We start from the raw sequence: 12,747 nt of genomic DNA, 5'->3' as shown, positions 1-12,747 counted from the left end.
GCCAACGCACCCCACACCGTCGACTCGCTGCTGCGTGTCGTGCAGGCCCGTGACGCGGAAGTCGCCCTGCTCAAACTGCTCATGAACTCGCACCGGTCGGCAAGACACCGAAGGCGCAAGCGGCCAACAGCGAAGGCTTCGACCGCAGCCTGCCCACACACCTGCCGCGGGAGAACCATGTGTACCGGCCCGAGACATCGGATGCGCGGCGCGATGCCGCCGGCCAGGCCTGCGGCTGCAGCGCATGTGGTGGTCGGCTGCGGCAGATCGGCCAGGACGTCTCGGAACAACTGGAGTACGTGCCCTCGCGCTTCAAGGTGATCCGCCACGTGCGCCCCAAGCTCGCCTGCATGGCGTGCGAATCGATCTTCCAGGCGCCAGCGCCCAGCCGGCCCATCGCACGCGGCGTGGCCGGCCCCGGGCTGCTGGCCCACGTGCTGGTCGCCAAGTATTGCGACCACCAACCGCTGTACCGCCAGAGCCGGATCTACGCACGCGAGGGCGTCCTGATCGAGCGCTCCACGATGGCTGGCTGGGTCGGCCAGAGCGAGAAGCTCTTGCACCCACTGGTCGCAGCGCTCGGGCGCTACGTGCTGGCGGGCTCCAAGCTCCACGCCGACGACACGCCAGTGGCGGTGCTCTCGCCCGGGCGGGGCAAGACCAAGACCGGGCGGCTCTGGGTCTACGTGCGTGACGATCGGTCATCTGCGAGTGCAGACGCGCCCGCGGCGTGGTTGCGTTACTCGCCCGACCGCAAGGGTGAACATCCTCAGGCGCACCTGAAGAACTTCAAGGGCGTGTTGCAGGCCGATGCGTATGCCGGCTTCGCCAAGCTCTATGCAAACGGCAACGTCATCGAGGCTTCGTGCTGGGCGCATGCGCGCAGACCATTCTGGGATCTGCACGAGAGCCAGGGGCGGGCGCAGGGCTCGGTTGCAGAACAGGCCCTTCGGCGCATCGGTGCGCTGTATGCGATCGAATCCGACATCCGCGGCCGCCCACCGGATGAGCGCTGCCGGGAGCGGCAGGCGCGAGCCGGGCCGTTGCTCGAGGAACTGTTCGCCTGGTTGCGAGGGATGCTCGGGCAGGTGTGTGCCAAGTCGGAACTCGCACGCGCCATCGGCTACACGCTCACACGGCTCCGGTCGTTGACGCGCTACCGTGACGACGGTCGCATCGAGATCGACAACAACGCCGCCGAGCGCGCGCTGCGCGGCGTGAGCCTGGGCCGCAAGAACTTCATGTTCATGGGCTCGGACGCTGGGGGCGAGCGCGCCGCGGCCATCTACAGCCTGGTGGAGACGGCCAAGCTGAACGGGCTCGACCCCGAGGCTTACCTGCGCGATGTGCTCGGGCGCATTGCGGACCATCCGATCAATCGCATCGACGAGTTGCTGCCGTGGAACATCGGCCGACACGCCGAAGACCAACGACAAGCAGCTTGAGCATGGCGAGCAAGGTCCAACGGATCAAGGCACCAGCGGCGATCCTGCAACTGCACATTGAATTGCGCGGCACCAAGCCCAAGGTCTGGCGCCGCGTCCTGGTGCCAGAGACGATCACCCTGGCCAAGCTGCATCTTGTGGTCCAGGCTGCCTTCGGCTGGGGCCACTCGCATCTGCACGAGTTCATCGCTGGCGACGGCGAGCGCTATGGCACGCCAGACCCGATGCACGACGAGCCTGGCTCGATCACCAGCGAAAGCACGCGACTGACCACTGCCCTGAACCGGTCGACGCTGAGCTACGTCTACGACTTCGGGGACTACTGGGACCACCGCATCAAGGTCGAGAAGAAGATCGCACCGATGCCGCAGTTCGTGCTCCCGTTCTGTGCCGGCGGTGCCTGTGCAACGCCGCCGGAGGATTGCGGAGGCGCACCGGGCTATGCGGAGTTCGTGCGGGCCATGGCGAACCCTGACGATCCCGAGCACGACAACCTGGTCGAATGGATCGGTGCCGATACCTGGGACCCGTTGGCCTTCGACAGCATCGAGATCAACGACTTCATGTCTCGGAACCTTTGCCGTTGCGGTACCTACATCCGCATTCGCCAAGCCATCCACGCGGCAGCCAAGGCCGGCGCTGGCGCCAGGGGCGCATCATGACGAAAGTGGATGCACAAGCTACAGACCTTTTGGCGGATGGCATTGAAGGACCGGAATCTGTGCCCCGTGAGCTGTCGCGGCGGGGTTTCTTGCAGCTGGTTGGAGGCACTGGCGCTGGGCTCGCGATTGGAACGGGGACGACGGAGTCGTCCTTTGCGCAGAATTCTGCGACCCCTTCAGGGCCGCCGTTCGCTCCGGGGGCGTACGTGCGCATTGCGCCCGACGGTAGGATCACCGTGATGGCCCGCAACCCGGAGATGGGGCAAGGCGTCAAGACGGCCTTCGCACTGATCATCGCGGAAGAGCTCGATGCGCGATGGGAGGATGTGCAGGTGGAGCAGGTTCCCGTTGATCCCGCTGTCTACGGCAACCAGTTCTCAGGTGGCTCCTTGTCGGTTGCGACAAGCTGGATGACGCTGCGGCATGCGGGTGCCGGTGCGCGCTCGATGCTTGTGGCAGCGGCAGCAAAGAGGTGGGACGTGCCGTCCTCGGAGATCACTACCGGGGGCAGTCAGTTGAGACACCAGCGCAGCGGGCGGACGGCGAGTTATGGTGACCTCGCCAGCGACGCCGCCGCAATGCCCGTGCCCGAACTGGCGCAAGTCAGGCTGAAGGACCGCAAGGACTTCAAGCTTCTTGGCAAACGCCACAAGGGCGTCGACAGCCACAAGATCGCTACCGGTCAACCCCTTTTGGGTATCGATGTGCAGGTACCGAACATGCTCGTGGCTGTGTTTCAGAAGTGCCCTTCGGTTTACGGCAAGGTGACGTCGGCCAACCTCGAGACGATCCGTTCACTTCCAGGCGTCACGCACGCGTTTGTCGTGGAGGGTACCGGTAAGCCCACAGAGTGCTTGGCTGGGGTGGGCATCGTTGCGCGCAACACTTGGGCGGCACTTTCTGCTAAGCGCAAGCTGGAGGTGGTATGGGACCTCGACAGTGCTTCAAAAGACAGCTGGACGCAGTATGTGCGGCAGGCGGCTGAACTGTCCAAGCAGGCGCAAGGTGCGCAGGTGGTGCAGGCAATCGGAAGCGTGGACGAGTTGCTGGCCAACGAGCGCAAGGTCGAAGGCTCCTACACTTACGGGAGCCTCTCACAACCCCATGTTTGACGAATCCGAATAGGGAGGAGTGGGCGCCAGTAGCCGTTTGAGCGTGATGAGGCCCAGCAACGGTCTGCGCCTGGGTGCATGAGGGGCCTTGCAGGCCCGGTGGCTCAGGCTTTCACCGTTTGCAGGCGCACTTGTGCCTTGCCAGTGGCGGGCTTGAAGAAAGCATCCACGCCCCGATGCAGGAACCAGGCCAGTCGCTTCATGTTGTAGCAGGCGGCCATCATCGTCATCCCCACCGTGGCGCGCGCCTGTCCGATGGTGCGCACGAACTTGCCCCCCAGGTGGCGGATACCGGCGAACACGTGCTCCACCTTGGCTCGTTTCTTTGCGATGCGCTGGTTGCGCCCCTTCTGGCATTCGCTCTGTGGTCGGCCCGCCTGCGCACGGCGCTGCATCGCATCCACGAATCCCAGCACTTTCAGCATCTGGCACCTTTGGCGGCTCGGGTAGGCTTTGTCCGCATGCACTGCCCGCCCGGTGTTGTGCATGTCCAGCACCTCATCGAAGTGGTGCCCGTCGTGCTCGCTGGCCGTGCCCGTGGCGAGGCGGCGGATGAAGCCGTGCTTGAGGTCCACGCTCACGCTGAGCTTGTAGCCGAAGTGGCTTTTGCCGTGCTTCTTCGTGTGCGTGGCCTCCACATCCTTTTGCCTGCGTCGCGCTTGGCTCCAGTCCGGCTGCCCGCCTTGTGCCAGCGTTCGCCGCTCCTGCTGGCCGATGTGCTGTCGGGGCGCGGGCACCAGCGTGGCATCAATGGCCTGCCCGCCCCGGGCGATGTAGCCGTGGCGCTGCAGTTGGGCATCCACCCCCTGGAACAAGGCCGTTGCCCCGCCCACGCCAAGGCGCTCGCCAAAGCGCCAGATCGTGTTGCGGTCCGGCACGTTCATCGCATCCTGCAACAGGCAAAACCGCTGGTAGCTCCCCCGGTCCAGCAACTGATACTCCATCTGCTCATCGGACAGGTTGTACAGCCGCTTCAACACCAGGATGCGCACCATCACCTCGGTGGGGTAGGCGGGCCGACCGCCCCGGCGGCCACCCCCGCGTTCGATCAAGGCATCCACCAGCCGGGCCAGTTCTGCGAAGTCGATGTGCCGCGCGATCACCTGCAGCGGATCGCCCACCTCATCTCTCTTGTGTTGGCGCGAGGCCTCAGCGAACAGGTCGAACTTCAGGGCGCTACGGGGAGTGATCATGGCAAAGGATGGAGCACGCATTCTCGATCAACAAGGGACCGGATGGGTTTTGAGAGGTTCCCTATTGGCGCAAGGGAATCAGCGCCAGACAATTGGACAGCCTCAAGACGAGACTGGAGAACACCAAAAACCAACTGCAAGCCAACCACCTGCAGAACCTGACTGGCGAGCAAATCAGTGGAAACCTGATCACCGCCGTGATCTGGAGCTGGTTTGCAGCGGCGGAGAGCCACAGCCGCCTGAGCCAGAACCAGGCCGGGATGGTTGAACCCCGGGCCTGTCCTACGGCTTGTTCCATGCCGTGGCCCAGCCGGCCTACAGCTGGGGTGTGGTGAGGAAGGTGACGCTCCCTGGGGTGAATATGTGCTATCGAAAATATAGCGGCATGCCCTAGTTCTAATTGCGCTGGAGGCACTTTTCACTCCTGGTCGGTGAATGGCGGCCCTTCTAGCCCTCGGCCGGGTGGCCGCAGGGGCGCCCGCCCGCATGGCCCTGCTGGCACGCGGGCCGGGCCGGCTGACTACAATCGCGCTCCCCGAAAGGCGGCTGTCCCGGCCGCCTTTCGCGTTTCCATCCCCCGGGACCATGTAGAGGACCACCATGTACAAAAACCTCGCAGCCACGCTCGTGGTCGCTTGCTGTTGGCTTTCCCCCGCCTTTTCCCAAACCGGCCAGACCGCCCAGACCGTCCCCTCGGCCGTGGTGAGGGCCGGCTTCGTCTATGTCTCGCCCATCACCGAAGCGGGCTGGACGCGCCAGCACGACGAGGGCCGCAAGGCCGTCGAAGCCGCCATGGGCGACCGCGTGCGCACCACGTTCGTGGAGAACGTGGCCGAGGGCGCGGACGCCGAGCGCGTCATCCGCGACTTGGCCGCCACGGGGCACCAGATCATCTTCACTCCCAGCTTTGGCTACATGGAGCCCACGCTGCGGGTGGCGCGGGACTATCCCGGTGTGAAATTCGAATCCATCACCGGCTACCAGACCGCGCCCAACGTGGCCACGGCCAACGCCCGTTATTACGAGGGCCGCTACTTGGCCGGCGTCGCCGCCGGGCGCATGACGCGCACCAACGTGGCGGGCTACGTGGCCGGCTTTCCCATCCCCGAGGTGCTGCAGGGCATCAATGCGTTCACGCTGGGCCTGCGCTCGGTCAACCCCCAGGCCACGGTCAAGCTGGTGTGGCTGGACGTGTGGTTCGACCCGCCCAAGGAGCGCGATGCGGCCATGGCGCTGTTCAACCAGAACGTGGACGTGGTGGCCTTCCACACCGGCTCCACGGCGGTGATGGCCGCGGCCCAGGAGCGCGGCAAGCTCGCGATCGGCTACCACTCGGACATGCGCCGCATGGGGCCGGACGCGCAGATCCTCGCCGTCACGCACCAGTGGGGCGGCTACTACACCGAACGCGTGCGCGCCGTGGCGCAGGGCATATGGAAAAGCGGCAACCTCTGGGGCGGCGTGCGCGAGGGCATGATCCGCGTCGAGGGCTTCGGCAGCAAGGTGCCGCCGGCCGTGAAGGCCGAGGTGCTGGCCCGCCAGGAAGACATCGCCAAGGGGCGATTCCACCCGTTCCGCGCGGGCGCGACCCCTGTGCGCGACAACACCGGCCGCGAGGTCATCGCCGCGGGCCAGACCCTCGGCGATGCGCAGATCCTGCAGATGAACTGGCTGGTCGAGGGCGTGCAGCGCTGAAGGAGGCGGGGAGGGCCGCGCGGGCCCCGTCCTCTCTCTTTCGGCCGCTACAGGTGGCGCGCCACCAGCTGCGGCAGCGACGAGGCCAGCAAGGCCACGCCCGATGCCGTGAGCAGGCCCAGCACGATCTGCCGGAAGGCCACGTCGCTCAGCCCGATGTACAGCCGCGTGCCGAGCAGCGTGGGCACCAGCATCGCCGGCGCCACGATGGCGAAGAACGGCAGCATGTCCCGCGTGACCATGCCGGTGCCCAGGTAGGTGCCCATGGTGACCAGCAGCATCGACAGGTTGAAGTTCTGGATCACGGCACGCTGCTGGTCCTTCTCGTAGCCGCGCAGGGTGCACCACAGCGTGGGCAGCGTGCCGGTGAATCCGCCGATGCCGCCCATCACGCCGCCGGCCAGCCCCACGACGCCATCGGCCACGCGGCCACCCGAGCGGATGCGCGGCAGGCGCTTGGCCATCAGCATGGTCGGGCACCACAGCACCAGCAGGGCGCCCAGCAGCGTCTTGAACCACACCATGTCCAGGCGCGGCAGCAAGGCCACGCCCAGCGGAATGCCCAGCAGCCCGCCCAGCACGAACGGCGCCAGCGTGCGCACGTCGAAGCCGCGGCGCACCGACACCGCCGCGACGATCTGCCCGGTGAGCGCTCCGAACACCGCCAGCGCCGCCGCCAGGCGCGGCTCCAGCGTCCAGGCCCAGAACGACATGGCCACCATGCCGAACGCGAAGCCTGACAGCCCCTGCACGAACCCGGCCACTACCGCCCCGATGCCCACCACCCAGTAGATCGTTTCCATTGCGCGCTTCTCCCCCCATTTTTTTGATCGGAAGGCGTCTGGCCCCGCAGGGCCGCCGCCGCATGGGCTGCGATTGTGGGGGAGCCACATGAGCCAATCTTTCTCATTTAATATTGCCTCATAAGCCAATCGATATGGCTCTGGGAACGTTCAATGACCCCTGCCGAGATGGAGACCCGGCTCGCGTCGCGGCTCAAGATGCGCCACCTGATGCTGCTGCGCATGATTGCGGAACACGGTTCGCTCACCCGCGTTTCGCACCGCATGGCGACCAGCCAGCCGGCCGTCACCCACGCGCTGGCCGAGCTGGAATCCATGTATGAACTGGACTGCGTGATCGGCCGTGCATCGGCCGTGCTCGACATGCAGGGGCTGGAGCATGAGGTGCTCTACCACCAGGAGCCCCGCCTCATCACCCACCGCCGCCTCGCCGCCCGGCTGGGGCGCCAGCCCCTGGCCTGGCAGGAGCTGGCCCGGCTGGAGTGGATTCTGGGCGCCCGCCAGACGCCCATGCGCGAGCAGATCACCGATTTCTTCCTGCGCGCAGGGGTGGCGCCGCCCGCGCCGTTCGTCGAGAGCCTGTCGTCCAAGCTCATCGGCGAGTTGATCGCGGCCAACGAAAAAGCGGTGTCCATCGTGCCCGCCGACATCGCGGAAGAACTGGCCCGCATCGCGGGCGTAGGCATCGTCGCCCACCGCTTCGGCTGGACCCTGCCGCCGATCACGCTGTTCCAGCGGACCGAGGGCGCGCGCTACGAAGAGCAATCGTTGTTCGTGGCGGCGCTGCGCGCGGTCTGCGCCCGGCAGGCGGCAGCGCAGGCCGGCGACGCCGCATAGCGCCAAGCGCGTCGTTCGCAGGGCTCCGCGCTGACCTGGAATGCATCTGCGCCGGTCTGGCAACTACCCGAAGGGATAGTTTCCGGGCGCCCCGGGCATTGCTGTAATGCCATCGACATGCCCGCCAGGCACGCGATGCGCTGGCCCGCGCGGCCCGCGGCGCGCCCGGCGGGTCCAGAAAAAAACCAAGGGGAGAAGGTCGATGCGAATGTTCATCACGGCGGCGCCTGTGGGCGCCGTTCCACAGCAAGCCCTGGCCCGGGAGCCGAAATTCCTGCCCGCCCGGTCGATCGAGGCCGCGGACGCCCAGGGCATGGGCCTGGCCCATCGGCTGGCCGCCGATGGCTGGGAGGCGGTGCCGGCCGGCGGCCTGGGGATCTGCGACAGCCTGGACGCCCTGCAGGTGGCCAGCGCGGCGGACGGGCCCCAGGCCCCGGGCCGCCGCCTGGGCGACGTGGAGGCGCGCCGGCATCTGCCGGGTGAGGCCCTGCACCGCATCGCATCGGCGAAGACGGCGCGCGAGCTGGTGCTGACGCTCACCTCCCAGGGTTGGGACGTGGCGGGCGCCGGCGATCTGGCATGGCGCGCGGAAACGATCGAGACCTACTTGCCGCCCGCATTGGTGGCCGCGTTGCAGGCCGAGGCGCCGCAGCTGCTGGACACCCTGCGCGAGCGCGGCTGGGTCGACCACGGTGCGGGCCACTGGAACCCGGGCAGGACGGCATCGCCGCACCTGCCCATCGCACCCGAAGCCATCGTCGCTCAGAGCGTGGCGGCGGTGCGCGAAGGGGCCGCCATCGTGCACCTGCACACGCGGGACTGCAGCGGCCAGCACCCGGTCCACGTGCCCGGGGTGGCCGTGCCGGTGCGCCTGGGGCGGCAGGCCAATCACATCGACGAGGCACAGTACGCGGCGATCGTGCCCCGGCTGCACCAGGCGACGCCCGCTGCCATCCTGAACCTGTCCACCAGTGTGCGGGGCGGCGCGGCCGACTTTGAAAGCCCCGTGCGCCGGGTGCATCTGCGGGCCTACGGCGCGCAGCAGCGCGCGCCGGAGATGGGCTCCTTCAGCCCCGGGCCGGTGGTCTTCCAGGCGGGCGGCGGCTATGAAAACCCCCCGGCCTTCCTGGCGGCGCAGATCGCGCACTGCCGGCAATAGGGCGTGCGGCCCGAGGTGGAGGTGTTCAACGGCGCGATCCTGGACGGTGCGCTGGGGCCTTATCAGGCCGGCCTGCGCTCGGTGGGCGGGCCCGTGCTGTTCATGCTGGTGGTGGGGGTGGACCAGCACCGGCGCCTGCCCGATGGCGGAGTGCAGGACGATTCCCTGATGCCGGTGCAAGAGCGCAAGGACATCCTGCGCCTGCTGGCCGAGGGCTCCGCAGAGGCCTTCGAACAGGCCCTGGCCCAGGCGGTGGCGCGGCTGCAGCCGGTGGTGGCGCGCATCCGCGCGGAGTGCCCGGGCGCGAAGGTGTCCGCCCTCGTGCCCGGACCGATGATCGTGCTGCTGCCGCGCCTGGCCGTGGCCCTGGGCCTCGACGGCGTGCGGGTGGGCCTGGAAGATGCCTTGAACGTGCCAGATCCCGAGGTGGCGGGCGGCTGGCGCCGTGGCACCACGGCGGAGCAGGTGCGCTACGTGCGCGAGCAGTTGCAGGCCCTGGGGGCCACGGTGCTGACGGCCGAGGAAACGCGCGTGGCGCTGGACATGCCCCACCCCGATGTGGCGCTGCTGCAGGCCGCGATCGCGCGGCTCCAGCCGCTCGCAGCGACCGTGCCGCTGGACCGCCCCCGGGCCATGGCCAGCGCCGTGCTGGCGGCGCTGGCACCGCTGCAGCCCGCCTACGCGGCCCGGGAATCCCGGTTCCTGGACGCGCTGGAGGCGGCGGCCAACCACCTGCCGCCCGATGCGCAGGCACCGGGTGCGGGCGACCTCGCGCTCGCGGCCCTGCGCGACCACGGGCTCTACGCGCGATTTTTCGTGGAGGAGCGGGACCGCTATCCCCGTGAAGGTGCGGCGGCGTTCCGGCACGTCTATCCACTGCAGGCCCTGAACTTCGTGCGCGAGTTGCTGGCCGAGCGCCAGCGCCCCGGCGGGCGGTGGGACGCGGCGCTGCAGGCCATGGCCGCAGAAGCGGGCCTGCCGCCCCATGCCTACCAGGTGCCGCCTGCGCAGTTCAAGGGGCCAGAGGGGCGGTTCCTCGAATTCCTCAGCGCCATTTCCTGCCACTACACGGACGACCGCACCGACATCGTCCACACCGCCGTGCGCAGCGAGCCCGGCTACAGCGCCGCCATGGCCGTGCTGTTCGAGGCCATCCACGAGCGGGCGGTGGCCCTGCGGGCCAATTCGGAGGCCGAGCCCAAAAGCGCCGGCATCCGGGTGTACCGTGACGCGCCGCGCAGCGGCGGCCTGGCGGTGCCCATCGACATGGACGTGGCGGCCGTGCAGGGCGCCATCGCCCGCGGCGCATGGATCGTGCTGCCGAGCACGCCCACCACCCACTACCCGGAGGGGCTGAAGCTCTCCACCGGGCTCACGGCCACGTTCGCCCGGTTCCTGGAGCGCACGCAGGCTGCCGCCGAGGTGCTCGGCATCGCGCACGCCGGCCTCGATGCCGACGGCACCGTGCTGATCGAATCCAGCATGCTGCACAACCGCTTCACGCTCAACACGACGGCGCATGCGCAGGTGGTCAGCCACTCGTCCCGCCTCATCTACGAGCGCGTGGTGCTGCCCCGGCTGGTCGCGTTGCCGCGGGCGCTGGCCTGGAGGGCCACCGGGCTGGTGGAGCGCGATGCGGCGGGCCGGCCGCTGAACCGCGACGGGCAGCCGGCGGGGCGGCTTTCTTTCCAGGGCATCGAAGACCTGGTGCGGCTGCATTTCCTGGCGCACAGCTCCGGCATCGCGACCATCCAGCAGATCGACAACGCCGCCCGGGCGGACCTGCAGCGGCTGGGCTATTCGGTGCAGGAGCAGGAGGAAATCTTCAACCGCTCCGTCGCCTTGTCGTTCGCGTCGGCCTGCGATGTGAACCTGTCCGTGCTCGGCACCCCCACCGTGGACGTCACGGCGCTGAACGATGTGCGCAGCGTGGCCGGCACGACCACGCCGGACTACCTGTGCGGCAGCAACAACGGGCTCTGGAGCCTGGCGCCGCTCCTGCCGCACCGCGATGACGAGGCGTTCCGCTACGGCAGCGCGCACTGGATCTTGCGCAAGGGCGAGCAAAAGAAGCTGCTGCTCCGCCTGGCGGGCGTGGTGCTGCGGGAAGACCCCGTGCGCCTGCACGACGGGCACTCCATCCGCCGTTACCTGGAAGGCGCGCCCGCTTCGATGGTCGAGCTGGTGGCACTGCTGCAGACCGCTCCCGCCTCGCTGCGCGCCGACATGTTGCTGCGCCAGCATTTCGCACGGCATGGCTCCCCGGCACGCCCCGTGCCCGCGGCCCGGGATCGCGCGGCGGACCTGGCCCTGGCCGGTGGTACCGCCTGATGCGGCGGCGCACCGCACCCGCGAAGGAGACATGACCATGGCCAGGATCGCCATCATCGGGGGCGGCTGCAGCGGCACCCTCGTCACGCAAGCGCTGAGCCGCATGGGCGGCCAAGCCGGGATTTCCGAGGTGCTGCTGTTCGACGAGTCCGGCGGGTTCGGCCCGGGACTGCCCTATGGCCGGGACACCAACGACGGCGAGTTCATCCTCAACATGGCTTCGTCGTTGCTGAGCGCCCGGGCCGGCGAGCCGGACGGGTTCGACCGCTGGCTGCAGCAGCTGTGCGCGGGGCAGGCCGAAGCGCCGGGCGGATACGTGCGGCGCTCGCTCATGGGGGCCTACCTGCAGGATGTCGCCCACCAGGCCGAGAGCGCGTTCGCCGCGCGCGGGGTGAAGCTGGTGCGCGTGGCGCAGGCGGTGACCGACATCGAGCGCGGGGCCAGCGGCTTTCACGTGGCCACGGCCCAGCATGCCTGGCATGTGGACCAGGTCGTGCTGGCGCTGGGTCATCTCAAAAAGCGGTCGCCGTTTCCGGGCGTGGCGCACTACCACGCGAACCCATACCACGACCTGGGCGCCATCAAGGCCGAGCTGCCGCGAAGCGCGCGCATCGGCATCCTCGGCACCAAGCTCACGGCCATCGACATGGCGCTGCTGCTCGGCCGGCTCGGTGTGGAGCGCATCCACATGTTTTCCCATTCCGGCCAGCTGCCCCTGGTGCGCGGCGCCTTGCCCACCACGCCCCTGGTGCGCCCGGAGCACCGCTATGCGGGCGACACGCTGCGCGGCTTTCTGCGCTGGTTCCGCGAAAGCCATCCTTGCGGGCACGAATACCCGGGCCTCATGACGATCCGTGATCCACTCGTCCGCATCGGCCGGGAGATCGAGGCGGCCCAGGCCGTGCGGGACTGGCAGCTGCAGCTGGACGCCACCAAGGAGGACATCGACCGCTACTGGACCGCGCTGCGTCCGAACCAGAAGCGCCGGTTCTTTCGCAAATACCAGGGCCTTTGGATGAGCTACCGGCACCCGATGCCGCTGGACAACGCGCGCAAGATCCAGGCGCTGCTCCAGGCGGGCCGGCTGACCGTGCACCCAGGCTACCGGGCCACCCGGCTGGCGGAGGGCCGGCCGGGATTCCAGGTGGAGCTGGCCGGCGGAACGCTGGCGCTCGACGGCATCCTGGATGCGACCGGCGTGGCTGGCAACCTGGCGCGCATCGATTCGCCGCTCATCGAGAACCTGATCGACCGTGGCCTGGTCCGCCAGCACGAACTGGGCGGCATCGCGATCGATGCGCAAAGCCTTCAGGTGCTGGGCCAGCCCGGCCTGTTCGCCATCGGGGCGCTGACCCAGGGCGCGCTGTTCTACGTGTCTGCCATCGAGCGGCTTTTGCTGCACGCCCAGCGCATCGCGGGGCAACTGGGCCGCTCAGCCGCATCGACGGCGGTCGGAGACCGCGAGGCGTTGCCGCCCCGGGAGCGGGTGGCGGTGTAGCGCCACCGGTAT

10 protein-coding genes and 1 pseudogene are annotated in these 12,747 nt (G+C 68.5%); 9 read left to right on the top strand and 2 right to left on the bottom strand.

Annotation, left to right across the window (positions count from 1 at the left end; translation table 11 throughout):
• Positions 1-59: 59 nt before the first annotated feature.
• The 3 genes and pseudogenes from tnpC to M5C96_RS20105 all read left to right on the top strand — a co-directional run.
• A pseudogene (tnpC, locus tag M5C96_RS20115) lies at positions 60-1,445 on the top strand (IS66 family transposase); the annotation flags it as partial.
• Positions 1,446-1,447: 2 nt separating this feature from the next.
• Complete coding sequence (locus tag M5C96_RS20110; RefSeq protein ID WP_272564925.1) at positions 1,448-2,107, top strand: plasmid pRiA4b ORF-3 family protein; 660 nt, start codon at positions 1,448-1,450, stop codon at positions 2,105-2,107.
• The gene (locus M5C96_RS20105) at positions 2,104-3,219 is read left to right on the top strand and encodes a molybdopterin cofactor-binding domain-containing protein (protein WP_272564924.1); all 1,116 of its coding nucleotides are present in this window, start codon (positions 2,104-2,106) and stop codon (positions 3,217-3,219) included. The genes M5C96_RS20110 and M5C96_RS20105 overlap by 4 nt, the downstream gene beginning before the upstream one ends.
• Positions 3,220-3,323: 104 nt before the next feature.
• Here M5C96_RS20105 and M5C96_RS20100 read toward each other — a convergent pair whose 3' ends face one another.
• Positions 3,324-4,409: an IS5 family transposase gene (locus M5C96_RS20100; protein WP_272569564.1), complete on the bottom strand. Its 1,086-nt coding sequence runs from the start codon at positions 4,407-4,409 to the stop codon at positions 3,324-3,326.
• Positions 4,410-4,504: 95 nt separating this feature from the next.
• On the opposite strand from M5C96_RS20100, the gene M5C96_RS20095 reads away from it, so the two are divergent.
• Together M5C96_RS20095 and M5C96_RS20090 are read left to right on the top strand one after the other, a co-directional pair.
• The gene (locus tag M5C96_RS20095) at positions 4,505-4,747 is read left to right on the top strand and encodes a hypothetical protein (RefSeq protein ID WP_272564923.1); all 243 of its coding nucleotides are present in this window, start codon (positions 4,505-4,507) and stop codon (positions 4,745-4,747) included.
• A gap of 265 nt (positions 4,748-5,012) precedes the next feature.
• Complete coding sequence (locus M5C96_RS20090; protein ID WP_272564922.1) at positions 5,013-6,107, top strand: BMP family ABC transporter substrate-binding protein; 1,095 nt, start codon at positions 5,013-5,015, stop codon at positions 6,105-6,107.
• A 47-nt stretch (positions 6,108-6,154) separates the two neighbouring features.
• On the opposite strand, the gene M5C96_RS20085 is transcribed toward M5C96_RS20090, so the two are convergent.
• Positions 6,155-6,910 (bottom strand): sulfite exporter TauE/SafE family protein, encoded by a 756-nt coding sequence (locus M5C96_RS20085; RefSeq protein WP_272564920.1) that lies wholly within the window; start codon positions 6,908-6,910, stop codon positions 6,155-6,157.
• Positions 6,911-7,063: 153 nt separating this feature from the next.
• Between M5C96_RS20085 and M5C96_RS20080 the strand changes: the two genes are divergently transcribed.
• From M5C96_RS20080 to M5C96_RS20065, 4 genes are all read left to right on the top strand, one after another.
• Positions 7,064-7,747 (top strand): LysR family transcriptional regulator, encoded by a 684-nt coding sequence (locus tag M5C96_RS20080; protein ID WP_272564919.1) that lies wholly within the window; start codon positions 7,064-7,066, stop codon positions 7,745-7,747.
• A 202-nt stretch (positions 7,748-7,949) separates the two neighbouring features.
• Entirely contained in the window at positions 7,950-8,906 is a 957-nt protein-coding gene (locus M5C96_RS20075) for a 3-keto-5-aminohexanoate cleavage protein (RefSeq protein ID WP_272564918.1), read from the top strand.
• 3 nt (positions 8,907-8,909) lie between these two features.
• Entirely contained in the window at positions 8,910-11,237 is a 2,328-nt protein-coding gene (locus tag M5C96_RS20070) for a 3-keto-5-aminohexanoate cleavage protein (protein ID WP_272564916.1), read from the top strand.
• Positions 11,238-11,274: 37 nt separating this feature from the next.
• Positions 11,275-12,735, top strand: a complete 1,461-nt coding sequence (locus M5C96_RS20065) for an FAD/NAD(P)-binding protein (RefSeq protein WP_272564915.1) — start codon at positions 11,275-11,277, stop codon at positions 12,733-12,735.
• Positions 12,736-12,747 lie beyond the last annotated feature (12 nt).

It is taken from the genome of Acidovorax sp. GBBC 1281 (assembly GCF_028473645.1).
Lineage (GTDB): Bacteria > Pseudomonadota > Gammaproteobacteria > Burkholderiales > Burkholderiaceae_C > Paracidovorax.
This window is presented reverse-complemented; position numbering and strand designations above follow the sequence as displayed.

What these genes read in the sequence shown, in the direction of transcription:
- M5C96_RS20110 (WP_272564925.1), top strand. Translation starts at nt 1,448, where the DNA reads ATGGCGAGCAAGGTCCAACGGATCAAGGCACCAGCGGCGATCCTGCAA.
- M5C96_RS20075 (WP_272564918.1), top strand. Translation starts at nt 7,950, where the DNA reads ATGCGAATGTTCATCACGGCGGCGCCTGTGGGCGCCGTTCCACAGCAA.
- M5C96_RS20090 (WP_272564922.1), top strand. Translation starts at nt 5,013, where the DNA reads ATGTACAAAAACCTCGCAGCCACGCTCGTGGTCGCTTGCTGTTGGCTT.
- M5C96_RS20105 (WP_272564924.1), top strand. Translation starts at nt 2,104, where the DNA reads ATGACGAAAGTGGATGCACAAGCTACAGACCTTTTGGCGGATGGCATT.
- M5C96_RS20085 (WP_272564920.1), bottom strand. Translation starts at nt 6,910, where the DNA reads ATGGAAACGATCTACTGGGTGGTGGGCATCGGGGCGGTAGTGGCCGGG.
- M5C96_RS20065 (WP_272564915.1), top strand. Translation starts at nt 11,275, where the DNA reads ATGGCCAGGATCGCCATCATCGGGGGCGGCTGCAGCGGCACCCTCGTC.
- M5C96_RS20080 (WP_272564919.1), top strand. Translation starts at nt 7,064, where the DNA reads ATGACCCCTGCCGAGATGGAGACCCGGCTCGCGTCGCGGCTCAAGATG.